Origin of the sequence: Microcoleus sp. K4-B3 (assembly GCF_036704615.1) — a bacterium.
GTDB lineage: Bacteria > Cyanobacteriota > Cyanobacteriia > Cyanobacteriales > Microcoleaceae > Microcoleus.
The window spans coordinates 1-18,792 of sequence record NZ_JAUBSF010000112.1; the positions used below are offsets into that span (position 1 = coordinate 1).

An 18,792-nucleotide genomic window follows, 5' to 3' on the forward strand; every position below is an offset into this window, starting at 1 on the left:
TTTTCCACATAATTGACTACTTTTTGTCTTAGGTCTAGACTGTAAGCCATTTTTTTGTAATTAACTATTTTTATCGAGTTTATCATGATCTTACCTCTGTCTCACATTTATTTGAAATGACTATATAAAGCACAGGCTTGTTATCGGACGACTCCTTTCTCGAAGTGGAAGTGTGTTTCTAAGAGCGGCACGATTATCTGTTTGTAACTAGCTGCTTCACCGGAAACCCCACGCCATAAACGCAAGGCTTGGCGCTGGGGTTTATTCCCGGATTGCTCAGCAAACCAGCGTTTGACAAAAGCTATGCCAAAAACAGGCAGAATTTGTTGCAATATCTTCATAATCCTATACGCCGATCGTCGTATTGCTCTCCAAGTTTATTTTGAGGAGTATGAGATCAAAAGCTGTTATCCAGTTTTGAAAATCAGCTTAAAAAGCACTCACGACCAAGGTTGTTATCTATAGTTATTTGACAACCTTAAGGTAGAGTTTGTTTGCTGAAAAATACTCAAAAAAGAGGTTAAGTATGTTACGGATTACTGCCGATATATTTTCCGGAAGACCCGCTCCAGAGTGGATTATTACAGACGAGGAAGAAGCTCGAACTACGCTCAAAGAGATTGCTAACAATCGTAGCATTGTAGCCGAGGCAGCTTCTGCTGATGCTGGATTAGGGTTTCGCGGTTTCACCATTGAACCCCTCTCTGACGAGCTTGCCCAAGACTTTGAACTACCCGCTAGTATCTATATGGCAGCAGGTGCGAGTGCTGCTAGCGATAAAGCAAACGAGATTGCTGAGCGTTTGATCGGCTTAATGAGCAGTGCAGAATCATCTCCAGAAGCATCGGCTTTCGGAGAAGAACTACCTTTAGATGAAATGTTGCAGAATTTCCTGCGACAACAACTGGAAACCAGCAGCCGACTTTCAGTCTCTGATGTTGAAGACTTACCAAACATGGCCGTAGAAGCCTCAAGTGAGGTGGCTGCTACCTGCTTTTATGATACTTCGCCCTATAACCCCGGCTTTTGGAACAACAACCCCGTAATCCGGCAGAACAACAACTGCTATAACTATGCGAGCAACAAGCGAACAGATACTTTTGCCCAACCAGGAAAAGGATGTGGACATCAGTACACCGCAATTAATTGCGTAGAAGTTACCAAAGCTTCCCTGTGTGATGGATTGCACAAACGCTACGATTGTTTCCCCGCTTCACAAGCCCCTCGCTATTTAGTAGCACTGGTTATCGCTCCTGGCCCGGGCTTTGTTGATTTCCACTGGTATCGCAAAATGCGAGAAGGATTTTGGGGTCACAAACCGGGTTCGACAGCGGCGAGGAACATAGATAACAGTGGCATAGTCATCACTAATCCAGCTACCTGTAACCGTGGGCCTTACACCATCTTCTGCGGCTACTTTTACACTTGTAAGAGCCAAAAGATTAAATAGAATCTATAGCACTGCGGAATGTGGGTTCGCCACACTGGAGAAGAAGACCATGCAACGGGCTTATTCATTCACCACATATCTAGAAAGGATAATTGGCTTGGGTTTTTTAATGTTTTTGGTGACTTTGCTTGGATGTTCGGTCACAGCTTTAGGAGACAAAAAGATGCAAGTAGAAGTGGATATGTTTAGTGGCAGACCAAACCCACATTGGGACTTGACAGTACAAGAATCTCAGGAATTTACACAGCGGTTTCAATCATTGTCTACACATAAAGGAGAAGGATCTGTTAATGAAGGATTGGGGTATCGTGGTTTGATTGTCGGAAAAAGTGGTGAAGAGGTAGATGGCGATCGGGAAATTGTGATTTATAATGGATTGGTCGTGGCTAGAGGTAATGATAAATCCCAACAATTTACCGATAAAAACCGTACTTTAGAAAAATGGCTGATCCAGACAGGAGAAGGACGGTTAGATGACGAACTTTACCATCAAATTAGCAAAATAGCTGAGTAAACAGAACAGGACTTACGCACAAAGTGTATCTGTAGGGCGCAGCACACCGCACCTTACCCCACAAATAATGTAAAAATTGCTGCGTAAGTCCTAAATAAGTCGAGTCAGCATCAAAAAAAGTAGAGATTCATGTCAGAAAAACTGTCATGGATTTCTAATAACACTCAATCAGAGGTATTTTATGTCTGAACAACCTAGTTTTCCCATCCCAGAAACTGCCCAAGCCGATGAAACGACAGGGCGTTACATTATTACTTTCCGCGAAGATGCGGTGACAGAAGGGTTAGACCTTCTGAACGACCAAACTGGCATCACAGGCCTGGCAAATGCTGGCGATTTCCCCGAGTCTGCTCTAGACTTCAGCCAAATTGAAGCAGCAGGGGGAGCGGTGTTTCCCACTCTCGGCGTGGCCGTCGTCTCGTTAGACGAAGGGGCTTTCAGCAGCATCATGACATCAGCGGGAGAGGATTCGGCCATTCTGGCGATCGAACCGGAGCGCACTTTCTACGCCATTAGCGATGGATTGTCGGCAGAGTATTTGCGGGGCTATCGCGATGCGGTGAATAACCTATATGAGAAAGCCACTACTACAGAGGTAGCAGGAATCGGGGGCCAAGAATGTTTTTCTGATGATACGGAATCTACTTGGGGTCTGAAAGCAACGAAGGTGATGAAGTCTCTGCTGACTGGTAGCGGAATCAAAGTTGCGGTGCTGGATACAGGGATGGATTTATTGCATCCTGACTTCTCGGGCCGATCGATCGTATCGAAGTCCTTCGTGCCTGGGGAGGACGTACAAGATGAGATGGGTCACGGTACCCACTGCATCGGGACAGCGTGCGGGTTCAAGGATCTGAATGGCCGGCGGTACGGGATCGCTTACGAATCGACCATTTATGTCGGTAAAGTGTTGAGCAATGCCGGTAGTGGCGCTAGTGGCTGGATTCTGGCTGGGATGGAATGGGCGATCGTCAACGGGTGTCAAGTGATCTCGATGTCCTTAGGAAACGAGACTCCAACACCGTCTACTGCCTACGAAACTGTCGGCCGTCGGGCACTGCAAAATGGGTGTCTCATCGTGGCAGCCGCGGGCAACAACGGGCCAGCCGGAAAAGTCGGACAACCAGCGAATAGCCCGTCGATTATGGCTGTTGCAGCCGTCGATAACTGCCTCCAAGCGGCTACGTTCTCCGCTACCTCTGGCGTATCTCTAGGAGCTAAAGTTAATATCGCGGCTCCAGGAGTGAAAGTATACTCATCAGTGCCTATGAATAAAGGGCGTTATGCTGCTTTCAATGGCACCAGTATGGCTACTCCTCACATAGCTGGGCTTGCGGCCTTGTATGGCCAATGGACTGGTAAACGAGGTTCTCAACTTTGGCAATTTTTAACTTCCCATGCTATGGCACTACCATTACCAAACGATCGTGTCGGAAGTGGGTTGCTACAAGCTCCGTAATACAGAATACCCAAATCCCCGCAGCACTTTAAGCCTGCGGGGATCTAACAGAAGACAATTTACAATAGCGCAATGGATTTACTCCAAAGGATGCTAAAAATGTCTGACGAACAAGTACAGCGCATCATAGTGACTGTTGACGATCAAAACATATCGGTAATTCAATCGGTTGTCACTGCCTTAGAATCGGCGGGAATGAAAGTGGATGAGGTGCTGCCTGTGATTGGTATCGTTACTGGAGAAGTTTCTCAGTCGAAGCTAGAAGGACTAAAGAGCGTACCGGGCGTGGCTAGTGTCGAGATCGATCGAGAAATGCAGGCAATTTAAACTAATCAATCATTTAAGGGTTAGTAGATCCAGTTTTGCTAACCCCAAATAGCGAACACCTGCTGGTGTCACGTCGAACCGACAGGGCAAAATTTCTACACCTTCACCGATCGCCTGTCTGAACAATTCTCCGTAAAGGCGATCGGCACTATCCCCGGGAGCAAAATCAGTACAATCCCCGCGATTAATAAAATACAGCATTACAGCCCTCGAACCCTGCCGCACCACTTCGATCAATTCTCTCAAATGTTTCTGTCCTCTTTCTGTGACTGTATCGGGAAATAAAGCTAAGCTTTCTTTTGCCCAAGTTGTATTTTTAACTTCCAGAAAAATTGGTTTAGTATCGCCAGTCAACCAAAAATCAACTCTGCTTTTTTTGTCTAGCCCGTAAACAACTTCTGGTTGAATTAAACTGTAATTACCCAACTCGGGAAACAAGCCTAATTCCAAAGCTAACTTAATTACTCGATTCGGCAAACCCGTATTAACTCCCACCCAAGTTGGTTCGGTGTCGCACAGTTTAATTAATTCCCAAGTATAAGCCAACTTGCGTTTGGGATTGTTGCTGCTAGATACCAGCACGGGATTTCCGGGAATGCAAACACCAGTCATCGGGCCAGTATTCGGACAGTGTGCGGTGATGATTTCTCCCGTGGTTAATTCGATTTCTGCGAAAAATCGCTTGTACCGCTTGATGAGAATTCCGGGTAATAAAGCGGGATATTTGTAAATTAAGTCAGTCATTCGATTTTAGATTTTAGATTTTAGATTTTAGATTTTACCTATAACAGAATACCCAGATTCCCGACTTCTTCAAAAATTTGGGAATCTAACATATATAAATTCTCTGTTATTTATCTTCTTTTATCAACTCATTTATCTCCTCATTCAAAGGCTGCTTTTGCTTGCCTTTCATCAACTGTTTCATTTGGGCTTTAAAAGCTTCTACTAATTCGGGACTGGCTTGAGTTTTTTGCCAAGAATCGCGGGAATTTAGGCGATCGCACCAAGCCTGCAACTTGGGATACTCGTCCAAAGCTAGGCCCAAACTAGGCAGCCACGGGACCGAAACTCCCGCAACAACATCGGCTAAACTAATTCCATCGTTGCTGCCCAAAAAAGTTTTATCGCCCAACAAACCCTCAAAAAACCTTAGTACGGTAGCTACTTGTTGCTGTGCTGTCTCCAACTGCTGCGCGTCGGCTTCGCCGCCGAAAGTCTGGCGTACCAAAGGACTCATCGCCGCTGTCAACTCGTTCACTGTCACCATTTCCACCATGCGGACGATCGCTCTTGCTTTCGCATCCTCCGGTAGCAGGGCTGGCGCGGGATATTTAGCTTCTAGATAGTCAAGAATTGCTAAAGTTTCTATAATGTGAAAATCGCCATCCGCTAAAACTGGTACGTGATGAAAAGGGCTAATTGCCAAAAAATCAGGTTGAAATTGATCGCCATTTAATTTGAGCGGCACTAATTCAAACGTAATCTCTTTTTCGAGCAAAGCGATCCAGACGCGGCGGCTGTTAGTCGAGAGCGGATTGTGATAAAGTTTCAGCACGGTCATTAGATTTTAGATTTTAGATTTTAGATTTTAGATTGACGCATCATAGCACGAAACGACGGTTTGCAGTCAGGACGAAGAGTCCCGATCGATTATTGAATTTCCGCAAGTCAGTAATATCGATAAAATTGGTATAAGCCCAATTCTGCCTAGAAGTTTTCTGAGTTCATGATATGATTCTCCCGATTCGCGATTAAAATAAGTGAATCCTTTTAGCATTAGCGTTTGTAACCATTTGTGTCACAATTACAGAAGCCATCTCGTTCCCTCGCAGGCATTGCGGGCATTGTCGCAGTCGCCACTCTCATTAGCAAAGTTTTCGGGTTGGTGCGTCAAATTGCGATCGCCGCAGCCTTTGGAGTCGGTGTCGCCGTCGATGCCTACAACTACGCCTACGTCATCCCTGGTTTCTTATTTATTTTGCTCGGAGGCATTAACGGGCCATTTCACAGCGCCATAGTCAGCGTTTTAGCCCGCCGCGACAAAAAAGAAGCAGCACCCTTAGTCGAGACTATCACCACGTTAGTCGGCGGCTTGCTGCTGTTGGTAACAGTCGCTTTAATTATTTTTGCCGATCCGCTGATAGATTTGGTGGCACCTGGATTAAATAGAACAGCAGAAGGTTTACAAATTAAAGCCATTGCCGTCCAGCAATTTCGGATTATGGCGCCGATGGCATTACTTTCAGGCTTAATCGGCATTGGTTTCGGAACTCTCAACGCCGCCGATATGTACTGGCTGCCTTCGATTAGTCCTTTATTTTCCAGCGTTGCACTTGTCGGCGGTTTAGGGATTCTCGCATGGCAAATCGGAGATAAAATTATTCAGCCAGAATACGCACTAATTGGCGGCTTAGTGTTAGCTTGGGGAACCCTAGCGGGAGCAGTTTTGCAGTGGTTGGTGCAACTGGTGACGCAGTGGCGCGCGGGCTTGGGAACATTGCGTTTGCGGTTTAATTTTAAACGCCCCGGAGTGCAAGAAGTAATTAAGGTGATGGTTCCTGCTACCTTATCCTCAGGAATGCTGCAAATCAATGTCTATACAGACCTATTTTTCGCATCCTTCATCCCTCAAGCTGCCTCTGCGATGGGTTACAGCGGGTTGTTAGTTATGACTCCTTTAGGCATCATTTCTAATGTAATTTTAGTACCATTTTTGCCGATATTTTCTCGCCTCACCGAACCCAAAGACTGGCCGGAATTAAAAAATAAAATTCGTCAATCTTTAATTTTGACCGGGATTACGATGCTGCCCCTGAGCGCTTTAATGGTAACACTTGCCGGGCCGATCGTCCGCGTTGTTTACGAACGCTATGCTTTCGATCGGTCAGCCTCGCAGTTTGTCACGCCGATATTGATGGCTTACAGTATTGGAATGTTTGTGTATTTGGGACGCGACGTTGTGGTACGGGTATTTTACGCTTTGGGAGACGGAGAAACCCCTTTTCGCGTCAGTATTATCAATATCTTTTTTAACGGATTGCTGGATTATTTGTTAGTAGGAGCTTATGGCGCGCCCGGGTTAGTTTTGGCGACGGTGGGAGTGAATCTTCTTTCGATGGTTATGCTTTTATACTTATTAGATAAAAAGCTGGGCGGCCTGCCTTGGCGGGAGTGGAGTTTGCCTTTTCTGGGGTTAACTTCTGGCAGTTTTCTAACTGCTTTCGTTACCTTGGCTACTCTGCAAGCCTGTCAAAGAGTTTTGGGTACTGAAGGTTTGGTAATTCAATTAGTGCAGTTGAGTGTAGCAAGTTTTGTAGGGTTAGGAGTTTTTGCCCTGTTTGTCAGTCAGATGAAGTTGCCGGAAGTTGATATGTTTGTCGATCGCATTCGTGGCCGTTTTCGCAAATAAATATCCGAAATTTGCGGCAGATTCAAGGAATCAACAAAAGTGCGATCGCCCCTTCGATCAAAAAAGACCAAAAAAGGCGATCGCACTTAAATCCAAATCAACAATTGAGATCACATATTCCGCTGAAATTCCTCAAGCACATCCATCAACTGAACTTGACACTGCATCGGAATCAAATCTGCCAGCGGCACTTCTCGCTTGCCGCCGCCCAACTTGACTGGAATTCCTTGCAAAACTTGTCCAACTCTGTCAGCATCTATATTTCCATCTTCCAGCATCCGGTAAAGTTGTTCAGCAACAACTGTATGCAGGTGGGCATCTCTCAGATACAAATGCCATTTGGCAATGTCAATGTAGACATTTTCGCCGATTTCGGCTGCTAAGGATTCGATCGCCTGTGTAGTATTAGCCATATCAAAAAGCAGAAAGTTATTTGTTATCAATCAAAAGACTTAACAAATCGCCGACAACTGCCTTCAGCCAGAATCTTTGGTGAGGGGCGAATAATCGGCGATCGCAAAATGGTAAATCGCGTGGGCCAAAACTACTAGAGCCCATCCACCCGTTACCGAAATTGCCCAAGGCCAATCAGCCTTTTGCAAATTGTGAACAAACCACAAACCAGAATTGGTAGCAGAAAAAAGACCGACGTGGATAGCAAAATTCATCCGGTCATCTAAACGGCGGTACTCTGGATCATTGCGATCGGGTTTGCGGGGCCAACGAGGAGGCATAGTTTTTCACTTGATATTAGTAGTTCTCTGCCTATTTTAATCTTAAGTGCAGCTTTTTGAATTCTGCATCCCTCTCAAGGCAGGAAACTTATGCCTCTAAATTTTCATAGTCTCCTGACTTGCCGCCACTTTTACTCACCAGTCGAATCGATTCAATGGCGATCGACTTTTCCAATCCTTTCGCCATATCGTACAGAGTCAGCGCCGCCACCGAAACCGCCGTCAGCGCCTCCATTTCCACCCCTGTTTCCGCCTTAATTTTCACCGTCGCCCGAATTTGATACCCCGGCAACCCAGCATCCGCTATCACCTGCACCTCCACACTACTCAGCGGCAGAGGGTGACACAGAGGAATCAAATTCGCCGTCTGTTTCGCCGCCATAATTCCAGCCAACCTGGCAGTGCCCAACACATCACCTTTCGGCGCATTCCCCGCTTCAATCGCCGCAAAAGTCTCCGGTAACATCCGCACCCTCGCAGCGGCCACAGCTTGTCGCACAGTCGGCATCTTCGCCGAAACGTCCACCATTTGGGCTTCACCGCTGCTGTCGAGGTGAGTTAGCTGTGCCGCATCGGGCAATTTAGAAAAAGTTGGCGAAAGGTCTTGCATTATTTTGGTAATGGTGTTACTGTTAGATTCTGTGAGAAAAGAACTTAATCAATTTTAGATTAAATCTGAACTCAACAGGGGCTTGTAGCTTAGTTGGATAGAGTGCATGGCTACGAACCATGAGGTCGGGGGTTCGAATCCCTCCAAGCCCATTATCAAAAGTTATGAGTTTTGAGTTCTGAGTTTTGAATTAAGAAATTAATTCAACTCACGACTTAAAACTCATAACTTTTTTAATTTGGTACGTTTACTGATTCAAAGCATAAATATCTTTGCCTCGACCGATCGCAAATTTCATCGAATTAGACAAGCCCTTGCTAGACTGAGTAATAAAAACCAGCAAAGCCAAGCCAGCAAGGCCAGCCGCAAAACCAAACATATTTCTGTAGCCAACTTGTTCCGCGACAAAACCTAAAGTCGGCCCCGCAACCGCAATCCCCAAATCAAATCCGCCAATACAAAGCGAAAACAAGCGGCCCCTTTCATGAGGTTCGCACCTGTCCGACATCAGCGTTACCATCATCGGCAAAACCGTACCGCCGGCGCAACCTTCAACCAAAGCTGAGATTAAAAAAGCATTGCTGCTGTTAGCAAAATACAACAATAACATCGACAGGGCATAACAGATTAAGCCGCCAGAAATAAACAAGCCGCGGCCGTATTTGTCCGAAGCCCGTCCCGTGACTAAGCGCATACCGAAACTGGCGATAGCAGCCGTAGAATAAAATAATCCAGGATTCAAATTAGCCTTGGTTTCTTGGATAAACAAAGGCATAAAAGTGCTCAAAGTTCCAAATACTAAACCAACCACCAATAACACTAAAGCCGGAATCCGAACTCTAGGATTCCAGAGCATTTTCCAGTATTTTTGGCTATTTTTGTCCTCAGATAGCGAGTCCGATTTTGTTAAATCTGCAAAATTAGGTTCCGCAATTTTGCAGGTAAAAAATACAGCCGTTGCAGCGAAAGCCGCCGACATCGCAAACAAAGGAGTATAACCAACCCAAGCTTGCACAAATCCGCCAATAGCCGGGCCAAATGCTAGACCAATAGGGCTCACCAAGCTCATGTAACCGATTAATTCGCCCCGCTTTCCTGGCGGCGACAAATCTGTTACCAAAGCGCTGTAAGCTGTGGTAAAAGCGGCGATGCTAATGCCGTGAAAAGCCCGGATAAATAACAGTAAGGGGATAGATTGAGCTAACAGGTAGCCCAGAGGGGCGATCGCAGCGACTGACGCACCGAGAAGCAAAACTTGTTTTCGCCCCCTGCTGTCGGCTATTTTACCCAACTGCGGCCTCGATAGCAAAAGTCCGATCGCAAATGCACCCATCACAAAGCCAATTTGCTGTTTTGTGCCGCCCACAAATTGAACGTACAGGGGCAAAGTTGGCAGTAGCGAAGCCAAACTCGACCAGAATAGCAGGCCTGCGGTGAATAAAGTCAGCAAGCCGCGTCTGGGTTGGGGATCTATGTCCCTAAAAATATTCAAGATGCTAATTCCCTTTAAATTGTCTGAATGCACTCAAAGTAAGTTCGAGTGTCTCTATCATTGTGTTACAAATTCTTAATATTTGCACCAAAAAAGTTGATATTCGACTCACTGTCAACCGTCAACTGTCAACTGTCAACAGTCAACCGTCAACTGTCAACCGTCAACTATCAACTGTCAAAAAACAGCATTCTTACCAATCAACCTCAGCCCTTTCCTCCACCACCCGGTCATAAACCCACTGGGTTTCCATCGCCAACTTCTGCCAACTAAATCGGCGTTCCAAATCCTCATAAGCATTGTCAACCAACCACCGCGCGTAACCCGGATTTTTCAGCACCTCCAAAATTCCCCAGGCCAAAGAATCCCGATTGTTGGCCTCAGTAACAACGCCCGTTTTAGTGTGCAGCACCACCTCTGGAAGTCCGCCCGCATCCGAAACCACCACCGGCACTCTTGCAGCAAAGCTTTCTAACGCTACAATCCCAAAAGGTTCGTAAAGACTGGGGAAAACCGCACAGTCAGCCACCGTCTGGAATTTGTCGAGATGTTCCTCAAACATGAAGCCTGTAAAATAACACTTATTCCAAATTCCTAAATGCCAAGCCAAATGTTTTAGATGGTCTGTATTGCCGCCGCCAACAATCACAATTTTCGCTTTGCCCCCCATTTCCCAAATTACTTTAGGTGCAGCATTTAGAAATACAGCAATGCCTTTTTCGTAGCTAATTCTTCCTACATAATATACTATTTTTTCGTCGTCTGTCGCAAACTGGCGGCGGAAGTTCATCGCGTCAAATTCGTGCCATCGCGGCTTTTTTTCCGACCTAATTCCATTGTAAATTACCTCTATTTTGTTCCACGGGGTTGATAGTACCCGTTCGGCTTCCCGTCGCATATAATCGCTGCAAACAATTATCCGCCAAGCGTTGTAAGCGAGGTCGTTTTCCTTGGCGTTAATGTAGCGCTGCCCCTCATTGTGGATGCCGTTGAAGCGCCCGTATTCGGTGGCGTGGATGGTGGCAATTAGCGGTACTTTAAAGGTATGCTTGAGGGCGATCGCCGCATCTCCCACCAACCAATCGTGAGCGTGGATGATATCAAAGGGGCCTTCCTCCAGCATTAGTTTGCCGCCTTGTTTGCCCATGCTTTGATTGAGGTTCGCTACCCAGTGAAAAAAGTCCCTGGCGTGTCCCACCACCACCCGATGCACCCGTATTCCTTCCACTACTTCGTACATAGGCGCGTGGCCGAACTCGACTGTAATTAAGTGAATTGAGTGGCCCAGCTTCACTAATTCTGGATACAGTTCCGCTACGTGGCGGGCGATACCGCCTACGATTCTGGGAGGAAACTCCCATGCCAATACCAAAATTTTCATCTTTTTGCCCTCCAAAGATTTTATATATCTTAATGTTTAGAATTGACAGATTTATTGTATGATAATCAGCCTCAAATTTTAGTCGATCGCAAGTTTATGCCCAATCCCTGACTTGCGGCAGCAACAAGGACGGAAAATCATGCAGAAACCGGGTTTTTGCAGGAAATGGCTCGATCGCCATTGCCTGAAAACACAGGTTTCCTCAAGATTTGTGCCACAGAAGGAAGCAATGGCGATCGCGTCTATCCGCCTACCCTTTCTTCAAAATCGGCTCCAATTCACGGCGAAAACCGGTCCAAGCAGCAGCCGATGCAGAGTTAGAAACAGCACCCTGACGCATCAAAATCGCGCCGTCTTCAAAGCCAACAATTCCGTACTCTCCTGATTTGGACATTCGATCGATCGCCGGTACGATCTCCCGCAACTGTCCCCGTTCCCCGCGAAACGCAGCCTGATACTGCTGCAACTGCCAGATATCGGCAATTACATATTCCATCTTCACTGCCTTCCCCGCATCATTGCGCAGTTCAAACATCGGAAACCTGAGAATTTCCCGGCGGCTTGACAAAATCGGCACAATAGTATTCGTCGCTGCCACGCTAGCATCAGCAGGAATTTGATCCAACAGCGGCCGCACTTGAGATACGTGCTGCCACTGTCTGACGAGAGGAACCTGCACCCAAGGATCGATCGCATCGGGCAAAATCCAAGAAAAAGTCCGGTTTGGGTTAGACGTGAAGGTAAAAAATAGCGACAAGCAGATGCAAAACGCCCAAAAGCGGCGAAACTTTGAAGACGAAGGCAGAGGAAATAAAGCAGAAGGAAAACGCAAAAACATTCTTTCCTCTTTCACCATTCTATCTTCTTCCTTTTGACGCTGAGCCCACCACAGAATCGCCCCATAAAAAAGCCCTGGAACCACAGTCATCGCATAGCGAATATTAATCGCCAGCACCGACTCTCCTTTCGCTAAAAATAGCTTCAGCAGCGGAAATCCAGCTATCATCCAAGACGCAGGCGCGAAAGTTGGAACCAAAGCTAATGGCAACCACTGGCCAAGCAGGTATCTAATCTTACCAAAAAACGGCGTAAATAATTGAGCCACCAAGCGCCCGGGATTGCTAACCATTCCCCAAATAATTTCAAGAGTCGAAGCTTCATCTCCATCGGCATATTGACCGAAGCGCTCCATCATAAACCGCTGGGATATATCAGCAGAAAACAAAGGCATAATCAGATTAGTCAGGACGATCGTGTAACCAAAACTTAGTATGCAGACAGCCAAACCAGTCCAAGGGTAGCGCCGACTGAAAATCATGTAAAATCCGACGCCAAATAAAACAATTCCCGCATCTTCTCGCACGGCCAAAATTAAAGTGGCCAGAATCCCAAACAGCCACCACCAGCGCTTCTCCATCGCCAGCAGCAAGCCAAAGACATACAGCGGAATTTGACAAACATCGTGAAAATTGCCCAAAGTCGGGCCGATGACCGCGTTAGCGCAGTAATAGCTCACAACAATTGTCGCCGACAGCCTCGGTTCCAGATAGTGTCTGGCGAGAGCCCAGAGCACTCCTCCAGCCGCCGTAATTAAAGTCACCTGCAACACAGTCAAAGTGACGGGCGAGGGAAACAGCGAGTAAATTGGCAGCCACAGCATCAGCGCCGGGGTGAAATGCTGCCCCAACCGATAGTAAGATACTTCCGGGAGCTGGTTTTGATGAACGACATTAGTGGACAAAGCCGAAGATAGGGAACTCTCAAACAAGTGACCCCGAGTGCCGTTCCAAAAAAGTTGATTGAAAATGCCTTGGTCGTAAGTAGCGTAAAAGCTGTAGTAGCGGTGCAGCGTCAGCAACAGGCACAGCACAAAAAAGGCGGCCGCCACTTGAACCACCACCCGCAGCGACTCATTTTTCTTCCATCTCAAAAATATCATCTGCCCGCCTGTAATGAAATTATCGGACAATAGCATAAATCTAAAGTAAGTATTAAATTAAAGTAGAAGTGAAATAACTCGGCTCGGCAATGCTCAATTATTTTCACCCGATCGAAAAGCTCAACAACGTCCATCCAACACCAGGCACCAGCGGCACTGACTGTTCTCCCGAACAGCCGGCCCATTCCGCACCGCTTTTACAGCTTTTGCTGTTCGTAGACAAGCGTCCCTCTTCCAGGGAACAGACCAGACACATCCGCAAGTCCCTAAAGGATTTGAAGGCAGAGTGCGACTTTGAGCTTCAAATCATCGACGTAGGAGAACAGCCCGATTTAGCCGAACACTTTAAACTTGTAGCAACTCCTTCGCTGCTCAAAATTCATCCCGATCCCCGACAAACTCTCGCCGGCAGCAATTTGATCGCCCAACTCGAACACTGGTGGCCCCGCTGGAAGCGTTCTGTAGAGGAATACGCAGCTCAGCAACAGTCTGCCCCAGCTCTTGCTGAAGCCCTGACTGACCCAAAACCCATCTATTCCGTTGCTTGCGCCGCCGAAATTGTGCAGCTTTCTGATGAAGTTTTTCGCCTCAAACAGGAAAAAGAACACCTGCAAGAGCAGTTGCAGTTGAAAGACCGGATTATTGCGATGCTAGCTCACGACTTGCGCAATCCCTTGACGGCCGCATCTTTGGCTTTGGAGACTTTGGAGTCTAGTCAGAAGGTGAAACAGGGAGAAAAGTCGCGTTTGACACCGAGTCTGGCGGCTCATTTGATGAAACAAGCCCGCCGCCAAATCCGAATTGTCGATCGTATGATTACAGATATCCTGCAAGCAGCCCGGGGTACAAATGCTCAACTCCACATTGAACCAAAAAGAATCGAACTGGGGGCGATTTGTCAAGATGTAATTTTGCAATTTCAAGACAAATTTCAGGCGAAAAGTCTGAACTTAGAAACAGACATTCCCACAGATTTGCCCTTGGTTTATGCCGATCCCGATCGCATCAAACAAGTCATAGTCAACCTGCTTGACAACGCCAGCAAGTACACGCCAGACCGAGGAACTGTTAATCTTTCAATTCTCCACCGCACCGCTTACAAAGTTCAAGTCAGCATTTGCAACAGCGGCCCGGGTATTCCTGAAGAAGATTGCGCGAGCATTTTTGAAGACAGCTTTCGCTTGCAGCGAGATAAATCAACAGACGGTTACGGCATTGGACTGTCTCTGTGTCAAGGCATCATCCGCGCCCACTACGGTCAAATTTGGGTAGACTCTGTACCCGATAGAGGCAGTTGTTTTCACTTTACTCTGCCCGTCCAAAAATAAAAGTTAGCTGTCAATTGTCAGTTAACCGTTGTCAGTTGTCAGTTAACCGTTGTCAGTAGCAACCGAATTTGATATTACAGCAACCGCGCCAGACGGTTAGGACGTTCTTAATTCCTAAAACCCTTGCGGAAGATTGCTTCTTGCTTATTACTTCTGGTATACAGCTCAACTTTTCCGCAGTGCAGCAATAATCTGTGCGTTTGCCTTGGGAAAAGTAAATTGGTCAATTTCGTCGAGTGTCACCCAGCGAATTTCATCGCATTCGATCGTTTGCGGTTCCCCGCTGATGTGGCGGCAGTGGTGCACGTATAGTCTAACTGTAAATTTAGTGTAGTCGTGGTCAATTGTAATCAGGCGATCGCCAACTTCTACCACAATCCCCAACTCCTCCATAATTTCCCGTTCTATGCAAGCTTCGATTGTTTCCCCAGGCTCTATTTTACCGCCAGGAAACTCCCAGAAACCCCCGTGCAGTCCGTGTTGTCGGCGCTTGTCAATCAAAATTTGTTGGCGATCGTTCCAGATTGCAGCAACGCCTATAACTTTGTGGGCAACAGGAGAAAGAGACATATTAATTAGGAATTGGGAATTGGAAATTGGGAATTGCGAATTGGGAATTTAAGAATAATATCAATAATTATTCAATTATTTAATCTAAAATCCACCATCAAAAATCAAAAATCAAAAATATTAAGCCCCCATCTTGCGAGGGGGGGCTTGACATTTTTACCACTTAAATGTTAAGAATCTACTAATCGTCCGAGCCGTGTCTCTCACTGGCTTGTATGGACTTTTCAAAAGTCATTCGCTGTTCGGCATTTTTCAGGAAATAACCGCTAATCATAGCCGAGGCGAGCAATCTACCCAAATGTTCGCGACTGGTAGTAACTGTCACCCCGAAGTGTTCCGAAGGCAAATTGCCCAAAAGTCCAACAATATTTCGCTCCATTACTTGAAACACTTCGTGAGAAGTCGGCTTAGACAACTGAGAAACTGTGTCGGGAGCCATGGACTGCACGTATTGCCATAATAAGTTGGCATTTTCTCCGTCTTCTTCAAAGAATTCTGGGGATTTATTAGATGAGTTGCTCACGAGTACCTCCGTTTCAGAGACAGCTTGTTATGTTAGACGCGGGCGGTTAAATTAAATAACCCTTATCCGATCGCTGCTGATCTTTATTACTAAGTAATTACTAATGTAGCAGGACAGTCGTAGCAACCAAGTGGGCACAACCGAATTAAAAGCGGCGGTTTTTACGATTTTAGATTGGGGATGGCGAGTGGGCGAAATGTCCGATCGCCAATCCCCAATCTAGCTAGCTGGCTAGATAATCGTTGATATCTTGCTTGCGCTTGCGGAGTTTGGTCAAAGCTTCCCGTTCTATTTGCCGCACTCGTTCCCGACTGATGTTGAGACGATCGCCTATTTTTGCCAAAGTTAAGGTTTGCCCGTCTTCTAAACCGAACCGCAAGGCGAGCACTTCTCGCTGTTGCTGAGTCAGTTCCGCCATCAGGTGGTCTAAGTCAGTCCGCAGGGAAGATTGCAGGGCAAAATCTTCCGGGGTAGTACCCGTATCTTCCAACAAATCGCCCAACTCTGTATCTTGATTGTCTCCCACGCGCAAGTCCAGGGAAAGTGGCAGGCGCGCGCGATCGAGATATTCGCGAATCTGTTTGGGAGTCAATTCTAGCTCTGATGCCAATTCAGCAGCCGTGGCCGCGCGACCGAGCTGTTGAGCAAGTTGGCGCTGAGCCTTTTTAATTTTGTTGAGCTTTTCGGTGATGTGGATGGGTAAGCGGATGGTGCGACCTTTTTCGGCGATGGCCCGAGTAATTGCCTGACGAATCCACCAATAAGCATAAGTAGAAAATCTGTAGCCCTTAGTCGGGTCAAATTTTTCTACTCCCCGCTGCATCCCGATCGTGCCTTCCTGAATTAGATCCAGTAAATCTACGTTGCGCTTGATATATTTTTTGGCAACAGACACTACCAGGCGGAGATTCGCTTCCACCATTTGGCGCTTTGCCCTTTCCCCGTGTTCGATCGTCCGCTGCAACTGTGCCTCAGACAGCCCAACTGCCTGTGCCCATTCAGCCGCCGTCGGGTCGCGGCCTAACTCTTCGGCTAAAATATTTTTCTCCTGATGCAGTGCGGTTGAGCGCTGTACCTGTTTCCCGTAGAGTATTTCTTGCTCATGGGTCAACAAGGGAACGCGGCCGATTTCCCGCAAGTAAGCGCGAACAGAATCTGTATCTGAGGACTTAAGAGTTTTCATGAGCTTTTCCCGCTGAGGATCTGTGCCTCTAAAGGTTTGCGGTAGTCGCAAACCCCTAGCTTTAGCTGGGAAGGAAAGCGGGCGGGGACTTGCGCTTTCCTTCCATTTAAAGAGGCTTAATTTTATGGTAGCTAGCTACTACTCCCAGTCAGCACCGTCTCAGGTTAGGTTTTGGTTGGGGCGTGCACAATACTACGTTATGTTAAGAATCTTAACATTTGTGAGAGCACTTGCCTACACTTCTTCATATTTATTTCATGCCAGCCTGAACTGTTGATACGACAGTATCCGCTTTCCTGGCTTTACAGTTTGCATCAATATAAACAAAATCCGCCACCTCTCAGAGGGGTAGATGGGGAGCGGGGGAGGAAAGGCTGGGGGCACAGCGAAGTGAAAAATACAATTTAAAGGCCCGGCAGCTTCAGTTGACGATCGCACTCCGACCCAAGAAACCGGGCTTTTTAGCGAATCTGCGGGCTGTAACGAGGTATTTTGGTTAAACAATCCGATTTCAGGCCACACGTGCGTCCAAGACTATAAATGTGAAGTTACAGATATTGATGAACCCGCCCAACAGATAAGGATTAATTAACAATTAAATAAGAGATTTAAATAGCAGGCATTCGCTCTCCTATCTGGAAATGAATCTGCGTTGCATCTGCGTTTATCTGCGGTTTGCTTATCAATCAAAAATTTATGCAATAAGTCTAATCAGTTCTTTGGCGTTGAGCTTCGTACATGATGAGGGCTGCGGCGATCGACACATTTAAAGATTCTACGCCACGACTCAGGGGAATTTGGATTTGTCGATCGGCGAAACTCCTCAATTGGGCCGACAACCCAGAGCCTTCGTTGCCCAAAACTATCAGAGTCGGCACTCGCAAATCTACTTCCCAATAACTTAAACTGGCCCCGGCGACGGTTGCTAAAATTTGCATTCCTCGATTTTTATACGCCGAGACTTCGGCGGTTAAATCTGGACTGACTGCCATTGGCAGCTTAAACCAAGCTCCTGCTGAGGCGCGCAGCACTTTGGGATGGTCTAAATCGGCGCTGTCTGCGCTCAGCAGCAAACCGTCGGCATTAGCAGCCGCAGCCGTGCGGACGATCGCCCCCAAGTTGCCCGGATCTTGGATTGTTTCTAGGGCTATTCCTAAAGTTGACAATTTTGCGGGTTTTGTTGCGGTGCGGGGTGCGGTGGCGACAATGCCGTCGGGTTGGACTGTAGTGGCGATCGACTCTAACACTTTTGCACTTACTAATTCTGTGCGATCGGCTAAATTACCAACTTGCTGCCAAAGTTCCCCGTGCTGATCCAGCCATTCGGGAGTGCAGCAAACCGTTGCTAGCGGGTATTTGGCAGCGCAAGCTTCTTCGAGCAAGTGCGTCCCTTCGAGTAAAAATAATTGTTGTTCCCTGCGTCCCTTCGAGCTGTGCAGCTTGCGAATTTCTTTAACTAGGGGGTTTTGAATACTTGTCAGCATTGTTTAATTCAGCAGAGCGAATGGGGTTATTGCCTGTATCGGGTTAACCCCAAACTTCCTTCTGCCTTTGGAATGCGGAACCCGGGACTTGAACCCGGAAGGCTTGCACCACATGAACCTGAATCATGCGCGTCTACCAATTCCGCCAGTTCCGCATCGGTCACGAATTACTACTCTGCCATATGTTCGCGAATCTGTCAAGTGTTTTAGGGAATTTATTTTTTTTCTAGCCTGCGAGTAATAGGGATAACTTTGAGATCCCCCCTATCCACCCTGCTTAATTAAGGGGGGCTAGGGGAATCTTCAAATGGCTCTCCTGAGTTTATGGTGTAAAATGTACCTACTAATACATTTACCGTTATGAGCTTCCATCTAGACTATCTATT

The 18,792-nt window shown here is 46.8% G+C and carries 19 protein-coding genes and 2 tRNA genes; 7 read left to right on the forward strand and 14 right to left on the reverse strand.

The annotated features are described in order from the left end of the window. Window positions 1-140: 140 nt before the first annotated feature. Window positions 141-341: a hypothetical protein gene (locus tag QUA78_RS28710; protein WP_333304549.1), complete on the reverse strand. Its 201-nt coding sequence runs from the start codon at window positions 339-341 to the stop codon at window positions 141-143. A gap of 185 nt (window positions 342-526) precedes the next feature. On the opposite strand from QUA78_RS28710, the gene QUA78_RS28715 reads away from it, so the two are divergent. From QUA78_RS28715 to QUA78_RS28730, 4 genes are all read left to right on the forward strand, one after another. Next, the gene (locus QUA78_RS28715) at window positions 527-1,450 is read left to right on the forward strand and encodes a hypothetical protein (protein ID WP_333304550.1); all 924 of its coding nucleotides are present in this window, start codon (window positions 527-529) and stop codon (window positions 1,448-1,450) included. 49 nt (window positions 1,451-1,499) lie between these two features. Further along, entirely contained in the window at window positions 1,500-1,964 is a 465-nt protein-coding gene (locus QUA78_RS28720) for a hypothetical protein (protein WP_333304551.1), read from the forward strand. A gap of 181 nt (window positions 1,965-2,145) precedes the next feature. Next, complete coding sequence (locus tag QUA78_RS28725) at window positions 2,146-3,423, forward strand: S8 family serine peptidase (RefSeq protein ID WP_333304552.1); 1,278 nt, start codon at window positions 2,146-2,148, stop codon at window positions 3,421-3,423. Window positions 3,424-3,522: 99 nt separating this feature from the next. Continuing rightward, a complete protein-coding gene (locus QUA78_RS28730; RefSeq protein WP_333304553.1) occupies window positions 3,523-3,750 on the forward strand; it encodes a hypothetical protein in 228 nt (75 codons plus the stop codon). Window positions 3,751-3,759: 9 nt separating this feature from the next. On the opposite strand, the gene sfsA is transcribed toward QUA78_RS28730, so the two are convergent. Both sfsA and QUA78_RS28740 read right to left on the reverse strand, forming a co-directional pair. Beyond that, the gene (gene sfsA / locus QUA78_RS28735; protein ID WP_333304554.1) at window positions 3,760-4,494 is read right to left on the reverse strand and encodes a DNA/RNA nuclease SfsA; all 735 of its coding nucleotides are present in this window, start codon (window positions 4,492-4,494) and stop codon (window positions 3,760-3,762) included. Between the two features lie 106 nt (window positions 4,495-4,600). Further along, window positions 4,601-5,314: a glutathione S-transferase family protein gene (locus QUA78_RS28740; protein WP_333304555.1), complete on the reverse strand. Its 714-nt coding sequence runs from the start codon at window positions 5,312-5,314 to the stop codon at window positions 4,601-4,603. Between the two features lie 234 nt (window positions 5,315-5,548). On the opposite strand from QUA78_RS28740, the gene murJ reads away from it, so the two are divergent. Then, entirely contained in the window at window positions 5,549-7,162 is a 1,614-nt protein-coding gene (murJ, locus tag QUA78_RS28745; protein ID WP_333304556.1) for a murein biosynthesis integral membrane protein MurJ, read from the forward strand. A 110-nt stretch (window positions 7,163-7,272) separates the two neighbouring features. Here the strand turns inward: murJ and QUA78_RS28750 are convergent, their stop codons facing one another. From QUA78_RS28750 to moaC, 3 genes are all read right to left on the reverse strand, one after another. After that, on the reverse strand, window positions 7,273-7,575 hold the full coding sequence (locus QUA78_RS28750) for a DUF3181 family protein (RefSeq protein ID WP_333304557.1): 303 nt from the start codon (window positions 7,573-7,575) through the stop codon (window positions 7,273-7,275). A gap of 63 nt (window positions 7,576-7,638) precedes the next feature. Further along, window positions 7,639-7,896, reverse strand: coding sequence for a 2TM domain-containing protein (locus QUA78_RS28755; RefSeq protein WP_006633890.1), 258 nt, complete (start codon window positions 7,894-7,896; stop codon window positions 7,639-7,641). A gap of 88 nt (window positions 7,897-7,984) precedes the next feature. Beyond that, on the reverse strand, window positions 7,985-8,506 hold the full coding sequence (gene moaC, locus QUA78_RS28760) for a cyclic pyranopterin monophosphate synthase MoaC (protein ID WP_333184175.1): 522 nt from the start codon (window positions 8,504-8,506) through the stop codon (window positions 7,985-7,987). 78 nt (window positions 8,507-8,584) lie between these two features. On the opposite strand from moaC, the gene QUA78_RS28765 reads away from it, so the two are divergent. Next, window positions 8,585-8,658, forward strand: a tRNA-Arg gene (locus QUA78_RS28765). 95 nt (window positions 8,659-8,753) lie between these two features. Here the strand turns inward: QUA78_RS28765 and QUA78_RS28770 are convergent. The 3 genes from QUA78_RS28770 to QUA78_RS28780 all read right to left on the reverse strand — a co-directional run bounded on the left by QUA78_RS28770 (window position 8,754) and on the right by QUA78_RS28780 (window position 13,354). Next, complete coding sequence (locus tag QUA78_RS28770; RefSeq protein WP_333304558.1) at window positions 8,754-9,998, reverse strand: MFS transporter; 1,245 nt, start codon at window positions 9,996-9,998, stop codon at window positions 8,754-8,756. A gap of 193 nt (window positions 9,999-10,191) precedes the next feature. Next, window positions 10,192-11,379, reverse strand: a complete 1,188-nt coding sequence (locus QUA78_RS28775; RefSeq protein WP_333304559.1) for a glycosyltransferase family 4 protein — start codon at window positions 11,377-11,379, stop codon at window positions 10,192-10,194. 250 nt (window positions 11,380-11,629) lie between these two features. Then, the gene (locus QUA78_RS28780; RefSeq protein WP_333304560.1) at window positions 11,630-13,354 is read right to left on the reverse strand and encodes a DUF2079 domain-containing protein; all 1,725 of its coding nucleotides are present in this window, start codon (window positions 13,352-13,354) and stop codon (window positions 11,630-11,632) included. Between the two features lie 53 nt (window positions 13,355-13,407). Between QUA78_RS28780 and QUA78_RS28785 the strand changes: the two genes are divergently transcribed. Beyond that, complete coding sequence (locus QUA78_RS28785) at window positions 13,408-14,646, forward strand: histidine kinase (protein ID WP_333304561.1); 1,239 nt, start codon at window positions 13,408-13,410, stop codon at window positions 14,644-14,646. Between the two features lie 165 nt (window positions 14,647-14,811). On the opposite strand, the gene mutT is transcribed toward QUA78_RS28785, so the two are convergent. From mutT to QUA78_RS28810, 5 genes are all read right to left on the reverse strand, one after another. Next, entirely contained in the window at window positions 14,812-15,216 is a 405-nt protein-coding gene (mutT, locus tag QUA78_RS28790; protein WP_172187002.1) for an 8-oxo-dGTP diphosphatase MutT, read from the reverse strand. Window positions 15,217-15,397: 181 nt separating this feature from the next. Continuing rightward, window positions 15,398-15,739 carry a DUF760 domain-containing protein gene (locus QUA78_RS28795; RefSeq protein WP_172187001.1) on the reverse strand — a complete coding sequence of 114 codons (342 nt, stop codon included), beginning with the start codon at window positions 15,737-15,739 and terminating at the stop codon, window positions 15,398-15,400. A gap of 223 nt (window positions 15,740-15,962) precedes the next feature. Then, window positions 15,963-16,922 carry an RNA polymerase sigma factor, RpoD/SigA family gene (locus QUA78_RS28800; RefSeq protein WP_190661889.1) on the reverse strand — a complete coding sequence of 320 codons (960 nt, stop codon included), beginning with the start codon at window positions 16,920-16,922 and terminating at the stop codon, window positions 15,963-15,965. Between the two features lie 707 nt (window positions 16,923-17,629). After that, the gene (locus tag QUA78_RS28805) at window positions 17,630-18,406 is read right to left on the reverse strand and encodes an RNA methyltransferase (RefSeq protein WP_333399160.1); all 777 of its coding nucleotides are present in this window, start codon (window positions 18,404-18,406) and stop codon (window positions 17,630-17,632) included. Between the two features lie 73 nt (window positions 18,407-18,479). Further along, window positions 18,480-18,561 (reverse strand) — tRNA-Leu (locus QUA78_RS28810). Window positions 18,562-18,792 lie beyond the last annotated feature (231 nt).